Below are 15,849 nucleotides of genomic sequence, written 5' to 3' on the forward strand. Positions count from 1 at the left end.
CGCATCGTCATTCTCGTCAGTGAGTTTCGGTGACTTTGTTGAGATGGCGAGGCGCGTCGGGATTGCGCCCGCGCGCGGCGGCAAGATCCGCGGCCATCACGTAAAAGGACAGGATGGCGGTGATCGGATCGAGCGCTGCGTGTGCGGTGGCGACGAGCGGCAGCGAGGCTTGCGCGACATCATCGGGCGCCGCGAGCAGCACGCGCGCGCCGCGCGCGCGCATATCGTGCGCGAGCTGCAGCAGACCCGCCTGCTCCGGGCCGCGCGGCGCGAACACGAGCAGCGGATAGTCGCGGTCGATCAGCTCCATCGGCCCATGACGCACTTCCGCGCTCGAAAACGCTTCGGCCTGGATGCCGGAAGTTTCCTTCAGCTTCAGCGCGGCTTCCTGCGCGATTGCGAGGCCAAGACCGCGGCCAATCACGATCATCCGTTCGATACCGCGCAACTCGTTCACGGCCATCGACCAGTCGAGCCGGCCCGCGCGTTCCAGCGCGTCGGGCAGCGTATTCAGTCCATCGAGCAAGTCGGCGTCGTTCTGCCAATGCGCAACCAGCTGCGCGGAGATCGACAGCATGGCGATATAGCTCTTGGTCGCCGCGACGCTCAGTTCGGGACCGGCTACGAGCGGCAGATGCCATTCGCACGCGTCGGCCAGCGGCGAGCCCGGTGCGTTCACGGCGGCGACCGTCAACGCGCCGGCCGCGCGCAACGCGTTCATCGTGCCGACGAGGTCAGGGCTCTTGCCCGATTGCGAAAACGCGAGCGCAAGCTGGTCGCGCACCTGCAGCGGCGCCTGCTGCAGCGTCGCGACCGACATCGGCAGCGACGCGACCGGCACGCCGAGGCGGCTCATCGTCAGGGATGCAAAGTAGCTGGCGGCATGGTCCGAGCTGCCGCGCGCGACGGTCAGCGCGACATGGCGCGGCTGTTGCGCGAGCTTCGCGGCGAGCGCCGCGACGCGCGAGGTGTCCTTGAGCTGCTCGGCTACTGTTGCGGCGGACGCGAGCGCTTCCTTAAGCATATTCGACAATGGCTTCTCCTTCGACGTAGGTCGCGCTCAGCGCCAGCTCGCGGTCGAATACGACCACGTCGGCCCACGCACCGCGCGCGATGCGGCCGCGGTCCTCGATGCCGAGATAGTCGGCGGCGTAGCGTGACAAACGGTGGGATACATCGGCGATCGGCAGGCCGATCGAGACGAGATTGCGCAGCGCCTGATCCATCGTCAGCGTGCTGCCCGCGAGCGTGCCGTCGGCCAGACGTACGCCGCCGAGGCACTTGGTTACGTGCTGGCTGCCGAGGCGGTATTCGCCGTCGGGCATGCCGGTGGCCGACGTGCTGTCCGTCACCACATACAGGCGCGGAATCGCGCGCAGCGCGGTGCGGATCGCCCCCGGATGCACGTGCAGCAGGTCGGGAATGATTTCGGCGTATTCGGCGTGCGCAAGCGCAGCGCCGACGAGACCAGGATTGCGGTGATGCAGCGGCGACATCGCGTTGAACAGATGCGTGAAGCCGCACGCGCCGTGCTTGAGCGCGGCGACCGCGTCGTCGTAGGTGCCGAGCGAATGGCCGAGCTGCACGCGTACGCCGCGCGCCGCCATCTCCGAGATGATCTCCATGTGGCCGGCGATCTCGGGCGCCAGCGTGACGACGCGGATCGGCGCGATCGACAGATACTTGAGCACCTCGTCCATCACCGCCGATACCGCCGCGTCCGGCTGCGCGCCGAGCTTGCCGGGGTTGATGTACGGCCCTTCCAGATGCACGCCGAGCACGCGGGCGCAGCCCGGCGTGCGCACCCGCGTGACGTTGCCGAGCCCCGCGACGACGTTCATCAGCTCGTCGCGCGGCGCGGTCATGGTCGTTGCGAGCAGGCTCGTGGTGCCGTAGCGCGCATGCGTGCGGGTGATCGTTTCGATCGCGTCGCCAGCTTCCATCACGTCGGCGCCGCCGCCGCCATGCACGTGCAGATCGATGAAGCCGGGCAGGATGTACGGTGCGTCGTTTGTCGACGGATCGACGCGCTCGCCGGACAGCGTCGTGATGCGGCCGTTTTCGTATTCGAGCGTGCCGTGGATCCACCCTTCGGTGGTGAGTATGTTTCCGGTCAGCATGAGTCTCTCTGGTGCGTGATACGTATGCGGCAAATGGCGTCCGCCGGACTTGCGGCCGGGGAGGGTCGCGCAGCTCAGGTCCGCAATTCAGCGACGAAGTCGTAGTAGTCGTCGCGGCAATAGGTGTCGGTCAGCTCGATCGCGCGTTGATCCGCGCTGTAGCCGATCCGGGTGATGACCAGCAGCGCGGTGCGCGGTTCGATGTCCATCAGCGCGGAGATTTCGCTCGACGCGTTGACCGCGCGGAAGTGCTGCAACGCGCGCACGACCGCCGCGCCGCGCTGCTCGAGATAGCTGTACAGCGAGTCGCCGATCACGAGCGGATCAGGCACGATCGCGACCGGCAGCGCCGAATGTTCGACCGCCATCACGATGCCGTCCGCGCGCCGCAACCGCCGCAGGCTCGTGACGGCCGCGCCGGGTGACAAGCCGAGGCGCAGCAGCTCGTCGCGATTGGCGGTGCGCACGTCGCGTTCGAGCCAGACCGAATCGGGCCGGAAACCGCGCTGCTGCATCTTCTTCGTGAAGCCGGTGAGACGCGACAGCGGATCTTCGACGCGCGGCGTGATGAAGCTGCCCGCGCCGCGCGCGCGCCGGATCAGCCCCTGCTCGACCAGCAGTTCGATCGCCTTGCGCGCGGTGATGCGCGACACGCCGATCGCGTCGGACAGCGTACGCTCGGAAGGCAGCGCCTCGCCGGCGGACCAGACGCCGCAATGGATCGCCGTCGCCAGGTTGCGCGCGAGCTGCAGGTAGAGCGGCGTGACGTTGCGCACGTCAGGCATCAATGCGGACCAGCGAGTTTCCATGGGGCTCCAAGGACGCCGTGAGCAGTACAGCCCGGAAAGTTGAGAGCCCATTATATAACCAACATAATACCAGTCAACGGACTGGTTCCATGGCGGTCCGGCTCGCCGAAAAGCCTTACTACGTGGGGATCACAGCGGGATTCAAGGGCTCCGCGGGAGGGATTTGCAGACCAGGGCTTTCCCGTATCGCACGCATTTGACGATACCAGCGAGTCGTTATCGGCTCCTGGTGGTATCAAAACAGTCCAATAATCAATACCTGTTTAATACCAGTTGGCGTCTCGCTGCAATGGAGTGGCTTTGTAAATAAGGGTCGTGCCGATATAGTGCGCTGTACCGACCATAAAAAGTCCCGGGGAGCCGCCCTTGACAGATTCCGAGGCGCTGCGGCGCGCTCAGGCCGTCCGCCATTTCAATCGCTTCTATACCCAATGCATCGGTGCCCTGCACGAACATCTGGCTCGAAGCGAGTTCTCGCTGACGGAAGTGCGCGTGCTGCACGAGCTATCACGCGCCCGCGCGCAGACCGCGTCGGTGCTCGGGCGCGCGCTCGGGCTCGATAGCGGCTATCTGAGCCGCCTGCTGACCAGTTTCGAGCGACGCAAGCTGATCACGCGCCGTCCGTCCGACACCGACGCACGCCAGTCGCTGATCGCGCTCACCGAGCACGGCCACGCGATCTACGCGCCGCTCGAAGCCGCCGCCATCCACGAAGCACTCGGCCTGCTCGACAGACTCAGCGCGCTATCGCAGGAGCAGTTGATCGCCGCGATGAAGCTGATCGAGCGCCTGCTTGGTGACAAGCCGAAGCACGAGCTCGTGGTGCTGCGTCAGCCGCGCGCCGGCGAATGTGGCTGGCTCGTGCATCGTCAGGCGCAGTGGTTCGCCGCGCAGTACGGCTGGGATCACACGTTCGAGGGCTTGCTCGCGCGCGTCGTCGCCGAGTACGCGCAGCGCAACGATCCGCTGCGCGAGAAGTGCTGGATCGCCGAACAGGAAAGCCTGGTGGTCGGCTCGGTTTGTCTCGTCGGGGTCTCGACGACGGTCGCGGGCGTGCGCCTGCTGTGGGTCGAACCGGACGTGAGGAGGCTCGGCATCGGCACGCAGTTGCTCAGCGAATGCGTGCGCTTCGCGCGGCGCGCGGGCTACACGAAGCTCACGCTGACCACCGCGAGCGCACTGGCGGAGCCACGGCGGCTTTGTGAGCGCGCTGGGTTCGAGTTGGCCGGCAGCGCGGCGCAGCGCCGCTTCGGCCAGGATCTGATGATCGAAAGATGGGAGCTGGAGCTATAAAAAAAGCACGCGCCTGTACGGCGCGTGCCCTTCCTGATGCCATGCGGCTGCGCTTGCGATCGCGCTGAACGCGTCGCTTAGAACGACGGCACCATCGAACCCTTGAACTGCGTCTTGATGAACTGGCGCACGTCTTCCGACTGATACGCCGCGACCAGCTTCTTCACCCATGGCTGATCCTTGTCCTTCGCGCGCACGGCGATCAGGTTCGCGTACGGGCTGTGGATGTCTTCGAGCGCGATCGCGTCCTTGGTCGGCTGCAGGCCGGCGGCCAGCGCGAAGTTCGTATTGATGACGGCGGCGTCGATGTCGGCGAGCGAACGCGGCAGTTGCGCGGCGTCAAGCTCGACGAACCTGATCTTCTTCGGATTGTCGACGACATCGAGCGGCGTCGCGTTGTTGCCTCCCGTGGCCGCGCCGTCTTTCAGCTTGATCAGCCCTTGCGCCTGCAGCAACAGCAGCGCGCGATTTTCGTTCGACGGATCGTTCGGCACCGCGACCTTCGCGCCCTGCGGCAGGTCCTTCAACGACTTCAGCTTCTTCGAGTACGCGCCGAGCGGCGAGATGTACGTGAGGCCCGCGTTGACGAGCTTGTAGCCGCGCTGCTTGATCTGGCTATCGAGGTACGGCTGGTGCTGGAAGCTGTTGGCGTCGAGGTCGCCCGCGTCGAGCGCGGCGTTCGGCTGGATGTAGTCGTTGAACTCGAGGACCTTCACGTTCAGGCCTTCGCGCTTCGCGACCTTGGTGACGACTTCCCAGATCTGCGCGTCCGGGCCGCCGATCGTGCCGACCTTGATGACCTTGTCGTCGGCGTGCGCGCCGAAGCTGGTCAGGATTGCCGCACCAGCGACGACTGCGGTGAGGGCTTTGAGGATATTTCTGCGCTGCATGTGATTCTCGCTGTTGCGGTTCGACGTTTGAGTCGATGGCTCGATCGATGTCGGAGCCGGATGAAAAATGGGCGGCGCTCCGGTTCGTGCTGGCGCGCCGTCGGCCAAGCCCAAAATTGTTTCATATGGGCGGCAAGTTTGGGAAATACCCTTACCGCATATGGTTATGCGGAGCGCAAGCGCAATGGCTTGCGCAACGCAAAACCCGCGGCTGACCGATAATCCAGAGCCGTAGCCGCGCACGGCCCATTCACTCACCACTGAGAACGACCATGTACGTGATCAACCTGATCTACACCGCCCCGCTCGATCGTATCGACGACGCGCTCGACGCGCATCGCGCGTTTCTCGCGGAGCAGTTCGACGCGGGCATCTTTGTCGCGGCCGGCCCGAAAGTGCCGCGCGACGGCGGCATCATCCTCGCGGTTCGTATCGAGCGCGACAGGCTGGATCGCATTCTCGCGAGCGATCCGTTCGCACTGCAACAGCTCGCGCGCTACGAGGTGACGGAGTTCAAGACGACGCGTCTCGCGCCGGGGCTGAATTTGCCGATTCCGGTCTGAGCGCGAGTTGCGAAGAGGAGATGGATGCGGGGAGGCGTGAGCGGGGCCGCTTTAAAAAGCCGCCTGCGATGCGCGTCAATCGAGCAGCAGCTTGATGTCATGCACCCATGGTGTCGCGCCTTGGCCATCGCGCGCGAACAGACGCAGCTTGCCGTCCGTGTCGAACACATAGCTCGCGGCCGTGTGGTCCATCGTGTAGCTATCGGGCGTCTTGCCCGGGACCTTCGCGTAGTACACGCGGAAGTCTTTCGCGACCTTCGCGAGCTGTTCTTCGCTGGCGGGACGCAAGCCCACGAAGCTCGGATTGAACGCCGGCACGTATTGCGCGAGCAACTGCGGCGTATCGCGCTCGGGGTCGACGGTGACGAACAGCACCTGCACGCGCTTCGCGTCCTCCGGACCGAGTTGCTGCAACGCCTGTGACAGCTCGGCCATCGTCGTCGGGCAGACGTCCGGGCAATGCGTATAGCCGAAGAACAGCACGACGACCTTGCCTTTGTAGTCGGCAAGCGTGCGGACCTTGCCGGACGTGTCGGGCAACGAGAAATCGCTGGCGAATTGCGTATTGCCGGTGATGTCGACATTCGTAAAAGCCGGCGGCTGCTTGCCGCAACCCGTCATCAGCAATGTGCCGCCCAGCGTGGCGCCGAGCGCGCAAGCCATCACAGCGGCGCGCGCGATGCGCGCAAAGCGATTGTTGAGCATGGTGTTACGCGCCTATCACGACGCGCGCGTAGTGGTCGATCAGCAGCGCGGCGAACAGCAGCGACAGATAGACGATCGAATAACGGAAGGTTTTGCGCGCGAGCTCGTCCGAATACTCCCGGTAGATCTTCCACGCATAAGCGAGAAACACGGCGCCGAGCAGCACCGCCGACGCGAGATACACAACGCCGCTCATGCCGGAGATGAACGGCATCAGCGTGACCGCGAACAGGATGACCGTGTAGAGAAGGATATGCAGGCGCGTGTACTTTTCGCCGTGCGTGTTCGGCAGCATCGGCAGGCCGGCGTTTTCGTAGTCCTTGCGGCGATACAGCGCGAGCGCCCAGAAATGCGGCGGTGTCCACACGAAGATGATCAGCACGAGGATCCACGCGTCGCCGGGTACGTGGCCCGTTACCGCGGCCCAGCCGAGCGCGGGCGGCATCGCGCCCGACGCGCCGCCGATCACGATGTTCTGCGGCGTGACTGGCTTCAGCAGCAGCGTATAGATGACCGCATAACCGACGAACGTGGCGAGCGTGAGCCACATGGTAAGCGCATTGGCGAACGTGTACAGCGTCCACATGCCGAGGCCGCCGAGCACGGCCGAGAACAGCAGGATCTGCGGGGTGGTGATTTCGCCGCGCGCGGACGGACGCCACGACGTGCGGCGCATTTTGGCGTCGATCTGCTGCTCGACGAGGCAGTTGATCGCGAAGGCGGCGCCGGCCAGCAGCCAGATGCCGACGGTGCCGCCGATCAGTACGGTCCATGGCACCATGCCCGGCGTCGACAGGAACATGCCGATGACCGCGCAGAACACCGCAAGCTGCGTAACACGCGGCTTGGTCAGTGCGAGATATTGGGAGACCCGGCTGCCGGGCGTTTGGGAGAGTGTTGTGCTGTCCATGTGAGTCACGCTGGCGCGGCTTCGCGCGCAGGGAGCGCGGCGCGGCCGGGACGGCTAAAAGCGATCCGAAAGTTTAACATAACGAGCAGCAGCAGCAGGATCGCGGCCCCGCCGTTATGGGCGACCGCAATCGGTAACGGCCATTGCAGCACGATGTTCGACAAGCCGGTGACGAACTGGATCAGCACCACCAGCAGCACGCCGTTGGCGGGTCGCCGCAGTGACTCGAAGCGGCGCATCTTCAACGCGAACCACACCAGATAGGCGATCACAGCGAACGCGAACGTGCGATGCGTCCAGTGAATCGCGACCAGCGCATCCTGCGTAATCATGTCGCCGTCGCCGGTCATGCCGAGCGCGCGCCACAGGTGGAAGCCGTGCGCGAAGTCCATCGGCGGAATCCATTGGCCGTTGCAGGTCGGGAAGTCGGTGCACGCGAGCACCGCGTAGTTCGTGCTGACCCAGCCACCGAGCGCGATTTGCAGCACCAGCAGCGCGAGACCCGCGAGCGCGGCCACGCGCCAGCGCGCGGCCTCGGGCTCGTAGGCCGGCAGCGGCGTCAAACGCGCCGCGAGCCAGCCGAGCGCGCCGAGCAGCGCCAGGCCGAGCAGCAGATGGGTGGTCACGATGATCGGCTGCAGCCTCATGGTCACGGTCCACGCGCCGAACACGCCCTGCACGACGATCAGCAGCAGCAGCGAAGTCGGCCACCACGGCGACACATGCAGCGGACGACGCTTGATACGCGCCGTCCAGGCAATGATCGTCTGCGCGATGATCAGCACGCCGATCGCCATCGCGAAGTAGCGATGGATCATTTCGATCCACGCCTTCGTCATGCTGACGGGGCCGCTCGGCATCGCCTGATAGGCCGCGGAGATCGCCGCATGGGCGATGAACGGCGACGACGTGCCGTAGCAGCCGGGCCAATCCGGGCAGCCGAGGCCCGAATCGGTGAGGCGCGTGAAGCCGCCGAACATCACGAGATCGAGCGTCAGGAAGGTGGTGAGCCAGACCAGCTTGCGGAATTTGTTGTCGTCGGCCTTGACCCACACGTAGGACAACGGCAGCAACGCGATACACACGCCGATCAGGCCCAGTTGCAATACGAACATCTCATTTACCCAGGTTGGGGCGTCAGCCGATGGTCGACCATTTGAGCAGCTTGGCCAGGTCGCCTTTGATCTTGCTCGGGTTCGCGTCTTTCGGAAAACGCATCATCAGATTGCCGTTCGGATCGACCAGGTAGATGTGGTCGGTGATCCGCGTGGCGGTGTCGGCGGGCAGCCACGCGGCGACCTGCGCCGGATCGGCGATCAGCATGTCGGTGTTAGGGTAGGCGGTTTGTATCACGTCCGCGACCTTGTCTGCATCGGTGCGCAGCCACACTTCCATGACGCGCTCGCGTTCCGGGCCTTGAGCTGCGCGAATTTGTCGCATGAAGTAGAGCTTCGTCACGCAGGCTTTATCGCACGCGCTGTTGTCCACTGAGATCATGAGCCAGCGGCCATGCAGCGAGGCGAGCTTGAGCGGCTTGCCGTCCGCGCCGGTGACCATGAGCGAGTCCGGGATCGGCCGTTGCGGCTCGATCAGCGCGCCGTAGTTCGTGCTGCCGCCGGTCGGCTTCACGACGTAGTACATGAAGTACGAGATCGCGATCGGCGCCGCGCAGATCACCGCGAGCAGCAGCAGCACCCAGCGGCCGCGCCGCCACGAGCCCGGGCCGTTCGGTTGGCCGGAGATCGCTTTGGCCGCGGCGGGTTTGCCGCTGGGTTTGCCAGCTTCCGGCGAACGGGGAGTTTGAGTCGACACTACAGAACCTCTTTCAATGTTTGGACGGCGGCGAGCCGTACCTTGCGTTCCTCACGCGCCCGGCGCGTGCTCTTTTTTGCCCGCGCGGCGCGCCGCATACAGACCGAAGGCGAGCGCGGCGGCGGCCATGCCCCACCACTGCAGCATGTAGCCGTAGTTGCGCTCGACGCCGGTGGTCGGCGCGGGCCAGTCGCGCACCAGGCCGTCGCCGACATCGCCGGTCTGCTGGATCACGAACGATTGCAGCGGCAGCCCGGTCTCCGCGGCGTACGAGCCGACATCGAGATTCTGCCGGATCAGGCGATGCGCGGCCGATCCGCCCTCGCCGAGCTCGAACGCGCGCGACGCGTCGGCACGCGCAATCCCTTCGATCTCGACCTCGCCAGACGGCGTCGTGTACGGCGCGATGATCTCGCGATTGCTCAGGTTGCGCGGCAGCCAGCCGCGATTGACGAGCACGTAGCCGCCGTCGGCGAGTTTAAAAGGCATCACGACGTAAAAGCCCGGCTGATCGTTATACGGACGATTATCGAGGTATACGACCTTGTCCGTGACGAAACTGCCGCGCGCTTTCACGCGATGAAACTCGACGTCCTTCAGCGCGAGCGGCGCCGCGCTGACCGGCAATGCGGGCGCGTTCTCGAACTGCGTGATGCGCGCCTCGAGCGCTTCCTTCTGATGCGCGCGATCGCGCTGCCAGAAACCGAGCCGCATCGTCACGACGACAACCAGCAGGATCAGCAGTGCGGGAATCAGGCGAAACTTCATTGCAGGCGCTCCGGCATCGCGCTCAGGGCCGCCGGGAACCGGCGGCAGACGCCCGCTCGCGGTGCGATAATGAATGTCTTGCCACTGCGCTTTCCAGTTTCAGTTGGTTCCATGCACATTATCGTTCCCATCGCCTTTGCTCTCATCATCGCCAGCATGGTGTCGGCGCTGTATTTCATGATGCACGACAAAGGCAAGACCAAGCGGATGGTCTGGTCACTCGCCACGCGGGTGGGCCTGTCGATCTCGCTGTTCCTGTTCATCCTGTTCGCACACTGGATGGGCTGGATTCAGTCGACCGGGATTCCGTACGGGCGCTGACGCTCGCGGATAGGTCGCCGCCGCATCCCCGTCAGCGGCAAATTTTCCTCGCCGCCAAACAAAACGCCGCCCTGAGAGGTCGAGGGCGGCGCTGCATTCAGCCTTGCATACTGCTCGTGCGCGCCGCCTGAACGGCATTGCGCGCACGGACCTGGCCGCATTACAGCCAGTACACGACGACGTACAGACCGAGCCACACGACGTCGACGAAGTGCCAGTACCAGGCCGCGCCTTCGAACGCGAAGTGATGTTCCGGCGTGAAGTGACCGCGGATCAGGCGCACCAACACGACCGCGAGCATCGTGCCGCCGAGGAACACGTGAAAGCCGTGGAAGCCGGTCAGCAGGAAGAACGTCGAACCGTAGATGCCCGAAGCCAGCGTGAGATTCAGCTCGTTGTATGCATGGAAGTATTCGAAGCCCTGCAGGAACAGGAAGCTCACGCCCAGCACGAGGGTCGCCGCAAGCCACGCCATCGCCTTCTTGCGATGGTTGTCGCGCAGCGCGTGGTGCGACACCGTCAGCGTCGCACCCGACGACAGCAGCAGCGCCGTGTTGATGGTCGGCACCGGCCACGGCTGCATCGACTTGTAGGTGCCCACGAGTTCGGCCGGGCCGTTGTTCGGCCACACCGCCGTGAAATCCGGCCAGATCAGTTTGTAGTCGAGGCTTCCGAGTTGATGCAGCGCGATTTCGCGGGCATAAAACAGCGCGCCGAAGAATGCGCCGAAGAACATCACTTCGGAGAATATGAACCAGCTCATGCTCCAGCGGTACGACCGGTCGACGTTCTTGCCGTACATGCCGCCTTCCGACTCCGCGATCGCGTCGCCGAACCAATGCCACAGCGTAAAGAGCAGCCACAGCAGACCGATGAGCACGCCAAGCGGCGCCCAGGTATGGTCGTTGATCCAGGCCGCAAGCGATCCGAGCATAACCAGCAACCCCGTAGCGGCGCTGATCGGATGCCGCGACGGATGCGGTACGAAATAGTACGGGCTCTCGTTTTGACCGCTCATTCTTGATTCTCCACTTCAGTCCAGTTGTTCCGGAATCTCCGGCTGTATCTTCGGCGGCGCGTCGATACCGCACCGCTTCTCTCTAATTCGTGGGCTCTTCTTTGCTGCTGTGCCCTGCTCTTGCCTCAACCGACCACGAGGCGCACGACCAGAATCAGCACCCCGATCAGAACCGCCGCGCCGATCAGCGCCGCCACGATCACATGCAGCGGGTTCAGTTGCGTCGCGTCCGCCTCGAGATCGCGGCGCTTGCGCACGCCGAAAAACGACCAGAACACCGCGCGCATCGATTGACCGAAACTGCTCTTGCGCGGACTGCCGCCGTTATCGTTCATGTCGCTTCGCCTTCCTTCGTTCGTCCGCGGCTCGCGCCGTCAAATCTGCTTCAGGCCGGCTTTGCGGAAGTGGCTGCCGCGCTGGTCACTGCATTGTTCACCGCATTCGCCTTCGGCGCCGCATCATCCGCACCAGGCGCGGCCGGCGTGTTCAACTCGAAAAACGTGTACGACAGCGTGATCGTCTTCACGTCCTTCGGCAACTTCGGGTCGACGACGAACACCACCGGCATCCGCTTCGTCTCGTTCGCGTTCAACGTCTGCTGCGTGAAGCAGAAACACTCGATCTTCCTGAAGTACTCGGTCGCCTGCTTCGGCGCGTAGCTCGGAATGGCCTGCGCACGGATCGTGCGCGACTGCTCGTTGCTGACGTCGTACATGACCGTCGTTACTTCGCCCGGATGCACGTCGAGACTGCGCTGCTCCGGCTTGAAACCCAACAGGCCCCGCGCGTTCGCATCGAATTCGATCGAAATCGTGCGGCTCATGTCGACCTGCGTATTCTTCGCCTCGCGCGCTGAAACGTCGCGCTGCACGAGGTTGTTCACGCCGGTGATCTGGCAGATCGCTCGATACATCGGCACCAGCGCGAAACCGAAACCGAACATCATCAAAGCGACGACAAACAGCTTGATCAGCATCGAACGGTTGAAAGAGCGGTCGGCCTCGGCCGGCGGTTGCGTCGACATCTGAATCCTCAACAGACCTGCACACGGACTGCGAATGCGGCGTTAGCTGAACCAGCATTGCTTCAGAATGGCGCTCGCAAAAAACACCGCGGCGATCGCGAACATCACCAACCCTATCCGCCTGTTGCCCGCGCGAATCTGCTCCGGCGTACGTCTTTCCTGTGGATTGCGCGTCATGCTCGACTTTCTGAGTACGGTTCTTGACTGGCGAGGCCGCCGCGCGAAGCGCCCGAGTCCGGTGGCGGCATGTCGCGCCGCCGGAACCCGGCACCTCGCCGGAATAGGCTTACTCGACGGTCGGCGGATGCTCGAACGTGTGGAACGGAGCCGGGCTCGGTACGGTCCACTCGAGGCCCGTTGCGCCGTCCCACGGCTTGTCGCCCGCTTCTACGTGCTCGCCACCGCCACGGTAGGCCGGCAGCGCCACCGCGAACAGGAAGTACACCTGTGAGAGACCAAAGCCGAACGCACCGATCGAGATCACCTGGTTCCAGTCGGTGAACTGCGCCGGGTAGTCGGCATAACGACGCGGCATGCCGGCGAGACCGACGAAGTGCATCGGCAGGAACGCGAGGTTGAAGAAGAACATCGACGCCCAGAAGTGGATCTTGCCGCGCGTTTCGTTGTACATCCAGCCGGTCCACTTCGGCGACCAGTAGTACCAGCCGGCGAACAGCGCGAACAGCGACCCCGCCACCAGCACGTAGTGGAAGTGCGCGACCACGAAATAGGTACCGTGATACTGGATGTCGAGCGGCGCCATGGCGAGCATCAGACCCGACAGGCCGCCGAACGTGAACACGATCAGGAAGCCGACCGCGAACAGCATCGGCGTTTCGAACGACAGCGAACCGCGCCACATCGTCGCGACCCAGTTGAACACCTTCACGCCGGTCGGCACCGCGATCAGCATAGTCGCGTACATGAAGAACAGCTGGCCCGTCACCGGCATGCCGGTCACGAACATGTGGTGCGCCCACACCATGAACGACAGGATCGCGATCGACGCGGTTGCGTACACCATCGAGCTATAGCCGAACAGCGGCTTGCGCGAGAACGCCGGGATCACCTGCGAGACGATCCCGAACGCCGGCAAGATCATGATGTACACCTCGGGGTGCCCGAAGAACCAGAAGATGTGCTGGTACATGACCGGGTCGCCGCCGCCTGCCGCATTGAAGAACGACGTGCCGAAGTGACGGTCGAACAGCACCATCGTGATCGCGCCCGCGAGAACCGGCATCACGGCGATCAGCAGGTAAGCGGTGATCAGCCATGTCCATACGAACATCGGCATCTTCATCAGCGTGAGGCCGGGTGCGCGCATGTTCAGGATCGTCACGACGATGTTGATGCCACCCATGATCGACGAAGCACCCATCAGGTGGAGCGCGAAAATCGCGAAGTCCATGCCCGGGCCCATCTGCGTGGAGAGCGGCGCGTACAGCGTCCAGCCCGCGGCGGTCGCGCCGCCCGGCGCGAAGAACGAGCCGACCAGCAGGACGGCCGCGACCGGCAGCAGCCAGAAGCTGAAGTTGTTCATCCGCGCGAAAGCCATGTCCGATGCGCCGATCTGCAGCGGCACCATCCAGTTCGCGAAGCCGACGAACGCCGGCATGATCGCGCCGAACACCATGATCAGCCCGTGCATGGTGGTCAACTGGTTGAAGAACTCGGGACGCATGATCTGCAGACCCGGCTCGAACAGCTCGGCACGGATCATCAGCGCCATCACGCCCCCGGACAGGAACATGGTGAACGAGAAGATCAGGTACAGCGTACCGATGTCCTTGTGGTTGGTTGCGAACAGCCAACGGCGCCAGCCGTGCGGCGTTTCGTGGGCATGGTCGCCGTGCACATGCTCGTGGCCCGCGACTACATCGTGTCCGATGCTAGACATGACAATCTCCTAAAGCGAATTCTGCGGTGCTGACCATGAACACGTCAGGCTGCCGGGCTAATCTGAACGCGCCGGGCTTCCTTCGCGTCGGTGCCGCCGGTGATCGTTTCCGGCTTCTTCAAAATAATATGGTCTTCGGCAATGCCGGCTGCTTTCAGCGCGTCGCGAACGGCTTCGGCACGACTCTTCGCGAGCTTCGCGTTGACGTCGGCGGAGCCGGTTGCGTCGGTGAAGCCCGACAGCGTGAATTTCGCGTCCGGATGCGCCTTCGCGTAGGCCGCGGCCGCGTCGACCGCCGCTTTCGCGTCGGCCGGCAGCGTGCTCTTGCCGGTCTCGAAGTAGATGCTCGCCGGCAGCGCGGCCTCTGCGTTGTTCGAAGCAGCCGCGCCAGCCTCGTTGCCCGATGCGGCCGGTGCGGAAGCCGCTTCCGCGCCCGATGCTGCTTCCCCGCCCGATGCCGCAACGGCGCCGCTCGCGGCAGCACCGGCGTTGGCCAGATGATCGCCGCCTTCCGGCAGCTTGCCGTTGCGTGCGTCGGCGACTTGCTTCGGCTGCAGAATGTCGCCCGTGTGGTTGCCCCACGAGTTACGTTCGTACGTGATCACCGAGGCGATTTCGACGTCGTTCAGCGTCGGCGCCCACGAAGGCATCGCGTTCTTGCCCTTCAACACGAGGCTCACGTGCTGCCCGATCGGACCGTTGGCGATCTTGCTGCCGTCGAGCGCCGGGAACGCGCCCGCGCCCTTGCCGGTCGGCTGGTGGCAGACCGCGCAGTTCGACGCGTAGACCTTGCCGCCGCGTTCCATCAGCTCGGCCATCGTGTAGGTCTTGTTCGGATCGTCCTGGCCGGCGGCCATTTTCTTCTTCTGCTCGTCGACCCATTTCGCGTAGTCGTCGGCAGACAGCACCTCGACGACGACCGGCATGAACGCGTGTTCCTTGCCGCACAGTTCCGTGCAGAAGCCGCGGAACGTGCCGGTGCGGTTGGCCTTGAACCACGTGTCGCGCACGAAGCCCGGAATCGCGTCCTGCTTCACGCCGAAGGCCGGCACGTACCAAGAGTGGACCACGTCGTTCGCGGTGGTGATGATGCGGATTTTCTTGTCGACCGGCACCACGAGCGGGTTGTCGACTTCCTGCAGATAGAGCGTGGAGATCGGCTCGCGCCCTTCGGTTTGCGCGCGCGGCGTGACGAGCGTGGACAGGAAGCCGATGCCCTCGCCCGGCCCCTTCACGTAGTCGTAGCCCCACTTCCACTGGTAGCCGGTAACCTTGATCGTGAGGTCGGCGTTCGAAGTGTCCTTCATCGCGACGACGGCCTTGGTGGCGGGCAGCGCCATCAGCACGACGATGATGAACGGCACGATCGTCCAGATGATTTCGACGGTGGTGCTTTCGTGGAAATTGGCAGCGTTGTGGCCTTTCGATTTGCGGTGCGCGAAGATCGAATAGAACATCACGCCGAACACACCGATAAAGATCACGGTGCAAAGGCCCAGCATGAACATATGGAGGCTGAACAGCTCCTCAGCGATTCTCGTTGCAGGCGGCTGGAGATTGATCGCGTTGACGGCGGGGCCGCCCGGAGCATCGCCCACTGCCAGGGCGGCACCGGCGAAAAGCAGTCCGCTCGTCGCCAGCACGCTCATGAGCGCTCGCTTGATTGTTTTCATAGCTTCCTTACCCAAATTTTCCATTCAAACCCCTCGACCCCGC

The 15,849-nt window shown here is 64.2% G+C and carries 18 protein-coding genes; 3 read left to right on the top strand and 15 right to left on the bottom strand.

From position 1 onward, the window contains the following. Positions 1 to 16: 16 nt before the first annotated feature. The 3 genes from OKW44_RS25470 to OKW44_RS25480 form a co-directional block, all read right to left on the bottom strand. Positions 17 to 1,033, bottom strand: a complete 1,017-nt coding sequence (locus tag OKW44_RS25470; protein ID WP_026225581.1) for an SIS domain-containing protein — start codon at positions 1,031 to 1,033, stop codon at positions 17 to 19. Continuing rightward, entirely contained in the window at positions 1,017 to 2,120 is a 1,104-nt protein-coding gene (gene nagA, locus OKW44_RS25475; protein ID WP_018419321.1) for an N-acetylglucosamine-6-phosphate deacetylase, read from the bottom strand. Before nagA ends, OKW44_RS25470 begins: the two co-directional genes overlap by 17 nt. Positions 2,121 to 2,194: 74 nt before the next feature. After that, entirely contained in the window at positions 2,195 to 2,929 is a 735-nt protein-coding gene (locus tag OKW44_RS25480) for a GntR family transcriptional regulator (protein WP_026225580.1), read from the bottom strand. A 366-nt stretch (positions 2,930 to 3,295) separates the two neighbouring features. Here OKW44_RS25480 and OKW44_RS25485 point away from each other — a divergent pair, with 366 nt between their 5' ends. Continuing rightward, on the top strand, positions 3,296 to 4,222 hold the full coding sequence (locus OKW44_RS25485; protein ID WP_018419319.1) for a bifunctional helix-turn-helix transcriptional regulator/GNAT family N-acetyltransferase: 927 nt from the start codon (positions 3,296 to 3,298) through the stop codon (positions 4,220 to 4,222). Positions 4,223 to 4,299: 77 nt separating this feature from the next. Here OKW44_RS25485 and OKW44_RS25490 read toward each other — a convergent pair whose 3' ends face one another. Beyond that, positions 4,300 to 5,112: a MetQ/NlpA family ABC transporter substrate-binding protein gene (locus tag OKW44_RS25490; RefSeq protein WP_026225579.1), complete on the bottom strand. Its 813-nt coding sequence runs from the start codon at positions 5,110 to 5,112 to the stop codon at positions 4,300 to 4,302. Between the two features lie 272 nt (positions 5,113 to 5,384). Between OKW44_RS25490 and OKW44_RS25495 the strand changes: the two genes are divergently transcribed. Continuing rightward, entirely contained in the window at positions 5,385 to 5,675 is a 291-nt protein-coding gene (locus tag OKW44_RS25495) for a YciI family protein (RefSeq protein ID WP_018419317.1), read from the top strand. Between the two features lie 75 nt (positions 5,676 to 5,750). On the opposite strand, the gene OKW44_RS25500 is transcribed toward OKW44_RS25495, so the two are convergent. From OKW44_RS25500 to OKW44_RS25520, 5 genes are read right to left on the bottom strand one after another with little or no spacing between them, the layout of a single operon-like run. Then, positions 5,751 to 6,380 carry an SCO family protein gene (locus OKW44_RS25500; protein WP_018419316.1) on the bottom strand — a complete coding sequence of 210 codons (630 nt, stop codon included), beginning with the start codon at positions 6,378 to 6,380 and terminating at the stop codon, positions 5,751 to 5,753. 4 nt (positions 6,381 to 6,384) lie between these two features. Then, on the bottom strand, positions 6,385 to 7,290 hold the full coding sequence (gene cyoE / locus OKW44_RS25505; RefSeq protein ID WP_026225578.1) for a heme o synthase: 906 nt from the start codon (positions 7,288 to 7,290) through the stop codon (positions 6,385 to 6,387). A 5-nt stretch (positions 7,291 to 7,295) separates the two neighbouring features. Beyond that, on the bottom strand, positions 7,296 to 8,405 hold the full coding sequence (locus OKW44_RS25510) for a COX15/CtaA family protein (protein WP_018419314.1): 1,110 nt from the start codon (positions 8,403 to 8,405) through the stop codon (positions 7,296 to 7,298). Between the two features lie 22 nt (positions 8,406 to 8,427). Further along, on the bottom strand, positions 8,428 to 9,102 hold the full coding sequence (locus OKW44_RS25515) for an SCO family protein (protein WP_018419313.1): 675 nt from the start codon (positions 9,100 to 9,102) through the stop codon (positions 8,428 to 8,430). A 51-nt stretch (positions 9,103 to 9,153) separates the two neighbouring features. Continuing rightward, positions 9,154 to 9,870: an SURF1 family protein gene (locus tag OKW44_RS25520; RefSeq protein ID WP_018419312.1), complete on the bottom strand. Its 717-nt coding sequence runs from the start codon at positions 9,868 to 9,870 to the stop codon at positions 9,154 to 9,156. Positions 9,871 to 9,981: 111 nt separating this feature from the next. Here OKW44_RS25520 and OKW44_RS25525 point away from each other — a divergent pair, with 111 nt between their 5' ends. Further along, positions 9,982 to 10,191, top strand: coding sequence for a twin transmembrane helix small protein (locus OKW44_RS25525; protein ID WP_008921867.1), 210 nt, complete (start codon positions 9,982 to 9,984; stop codon positions 10,189 to 10,191). Positions 10,192 to 10,351: 160 nt separating this feature from the next. Here the strand turns inward: OKW44_RS25525 and OKW44_RS25530 are convergent, their stop codons facing one another. The 6 genes from OKW44_RS25530 to coxB all read right to left on the bottom strand — a co-directional run bounded on the left by OKW44_RS25530 (position 10,352) and on the right by coxB (position 15,830). Beyond that, on the bottom strand, positions 10,352 to 11,209 hold the full coding sequence (locus OKW44_RS25530; RefSeq protein WP_018419311.1) for a cytochrome c oxidase subunit 3: 858 nt from the start codon (positions 11,207 to 11,209) through the stop codon (positions 10,352 to 10,354). A 125-nt stretch (positions 11,210 to 11,334) separates the two neighbouring features. Next, positions 11,335 to 11,544: a DUF2970 domain-containing protein gene (locus OKW44_RS25535; RefSeq protein WP_018419310.1), complete on the bottom strand. Its 210-nt coding sequence runs from the start codon at positions 11,542 to 11,544 to the stop codon at positions 11,335 to 11,337. 50 nt (positions 11,545 to 11,594) lie between these two features. Beyond that, positions 11,595 to 12,233 (bottom strand): cytochrome c oxidase assembly protein, encoded by a 639-nt coding sequence (locus OKW44_RS25540; RefSeq protein ID WP_018419309.1) that lies wholly within the window; start codon positions 12,231 to 12,233, stop codon positions 11,595 to 11,597. 42 nt (positions 12,234 to 12,275) lie between these two features. After that, complete coding sequence (locus OKW44_RS25545; RefSeq protein ID WP_018419308.1) at positions 12,276 to 12,410, bottom strand: cytochrome oxidase small assembly protein; 135 nt, start codon at positions 12,408 to 12,410, stop codon at positions 12,276 to 12,278. A gap of 109 nt (positions 12,411 to 12,519) precedes the next feature. Further along, positions 12,520 to 14,133: a cytochrome c oxidase subunit I gene (gene ctaD / locus OKW44_RS25550; protein WP_018419307.1), complete on the bottom strand. Its 1,614-nt coding sequence runs from the start codon at positions 14,131 to 14,133 to the stop codon at positions 12,520 to 12,522. 44 nt (positions 14,134 to 14,177) lie between these two features. Beyond that, positions 14,178 to 15,830, bottom strand: a complete 1,653-nt coding sequence (gene coxB / locus OKW44_RS25555; RefSeq protein ID WP_026225577.1) for a cytochrome c oxidase subunit II — start codon at positions 15,828 to 15,830, stop codon at positions 14,178 to 14,180. Positions 15,831 to 15,849: the final 19 nt, after the last annotated feature.

Origin of the sequence: Paraburkholderia lebeckiae (assembly GCF_050436325.1) — a bacterium.
Taxonomy (GTDB): domain Bacteria; phylum Pseudomonadota; class Gammaproteobacteria; order Burkholderiales; family Burkholderiaceae; genus Paraburkholderia; species Paraburkholderia tuberum.

Coding starts and splice junctions, on each gene's coding strand:
- cyoE (WP_026225578.1), bottom strand. CDS start 7,290: ATGGACAGCACAACACTCTCCCAAACGCCCGGCAGCCGGGTCTCCCAA.
- OKW44_RS25535 (WP_018419310.1), bottom strand. CDS start 11,544: ATGAACGATAACGGCGGCAGTCCGCGCAAGAGCAGTTTCGGTCAATCG.
- OKW44_RS25490 (WP_026225579.1), bottom strand. CDS start 5,112: ATGCAGCGCAGAAATATCCTCAAAGCCCTCACCGCAGTCGTCGCTGGT.
- coxB (WP_026225577.1), bottom strand. CDS start 15,830: ATGGAAAATTTGGGTAAGGAAGCTATGAAAACAATCAAGCGAGCGCTC.
- OKW44_RS25545 (WP_018419308.1), bottom strand. CDS start 12,410: ATGACGCGCAATCCACAGGAAAGACGTACGCCGGAGCAGATTCGCGCG.
- OKW44_RS25540 (WP_018419309.1), bottom strand. CDS start 12,233: ATGTCGACGCAACCGCCGGCCGAGGCCGACCGCTCTTTCAACCGTTCG.
- nagA (WP_018419321.1), bottom strand. CDS start 2,120: ATGCTGACCGGAAACATACTCACCACCGAAGGGTGGATCCACGGCACG.
- ctaD (WP_018419307.1), bottom strand. CDS start 14,133: ATGTCTAGCATCGGACACGATGTAGTCGCGGGCCACGAGCATGTGCAC.
- OKW44_RS25525 (WP_008921867.1), top strand. CDS start 9,982: ATGCACATTATCGTTCCCATCGCCTTTGCTCTCATCATCGCCAGCATG.
- OKW44_RS25510 (WP_018419314.1), bottom strand. CDS start 8,405: ATGTTCGTATTGCAACTGGGCCTGATCGGCGTGTGTATCGCGTTGCTG.
- OKW44_RS25495 (WP_018419317.1), top strand. CDS start 5,385: ATGTACGTGATCAACCTGATCTACACCGCCCCGCTCGATCGTATCGAC.
- OKW44_RS25520 (WP_018419312.1), bottom strand. CDS start 9,870: ATGAAGTTTCGCCTGATTCCCGCACTGCTGATCCTGCTGGTTGTCGTC.
- OKW44_RS25500 (WP_018419316.1), bottom strand. CDS start 6,380: ATGCTCAACAATCGCTTTGCGCGCATCGCGCGCGCCGCTGTGATGGCT.
- OKW44_RS25530 (WP_018419311.1), bottom strand. CDS start 11,209: ATGAGCGGTCAAAACGAGAGCCCGTACTATTTCGTACCGCATCCGTCG.
- OKW44_RS25480 (WP_026225580.1), bottom strand. CDS start 2,929: ATGGAAACTCGCTGGTCCGCATTGATGCCTGACGTGCGCAACGTCACG.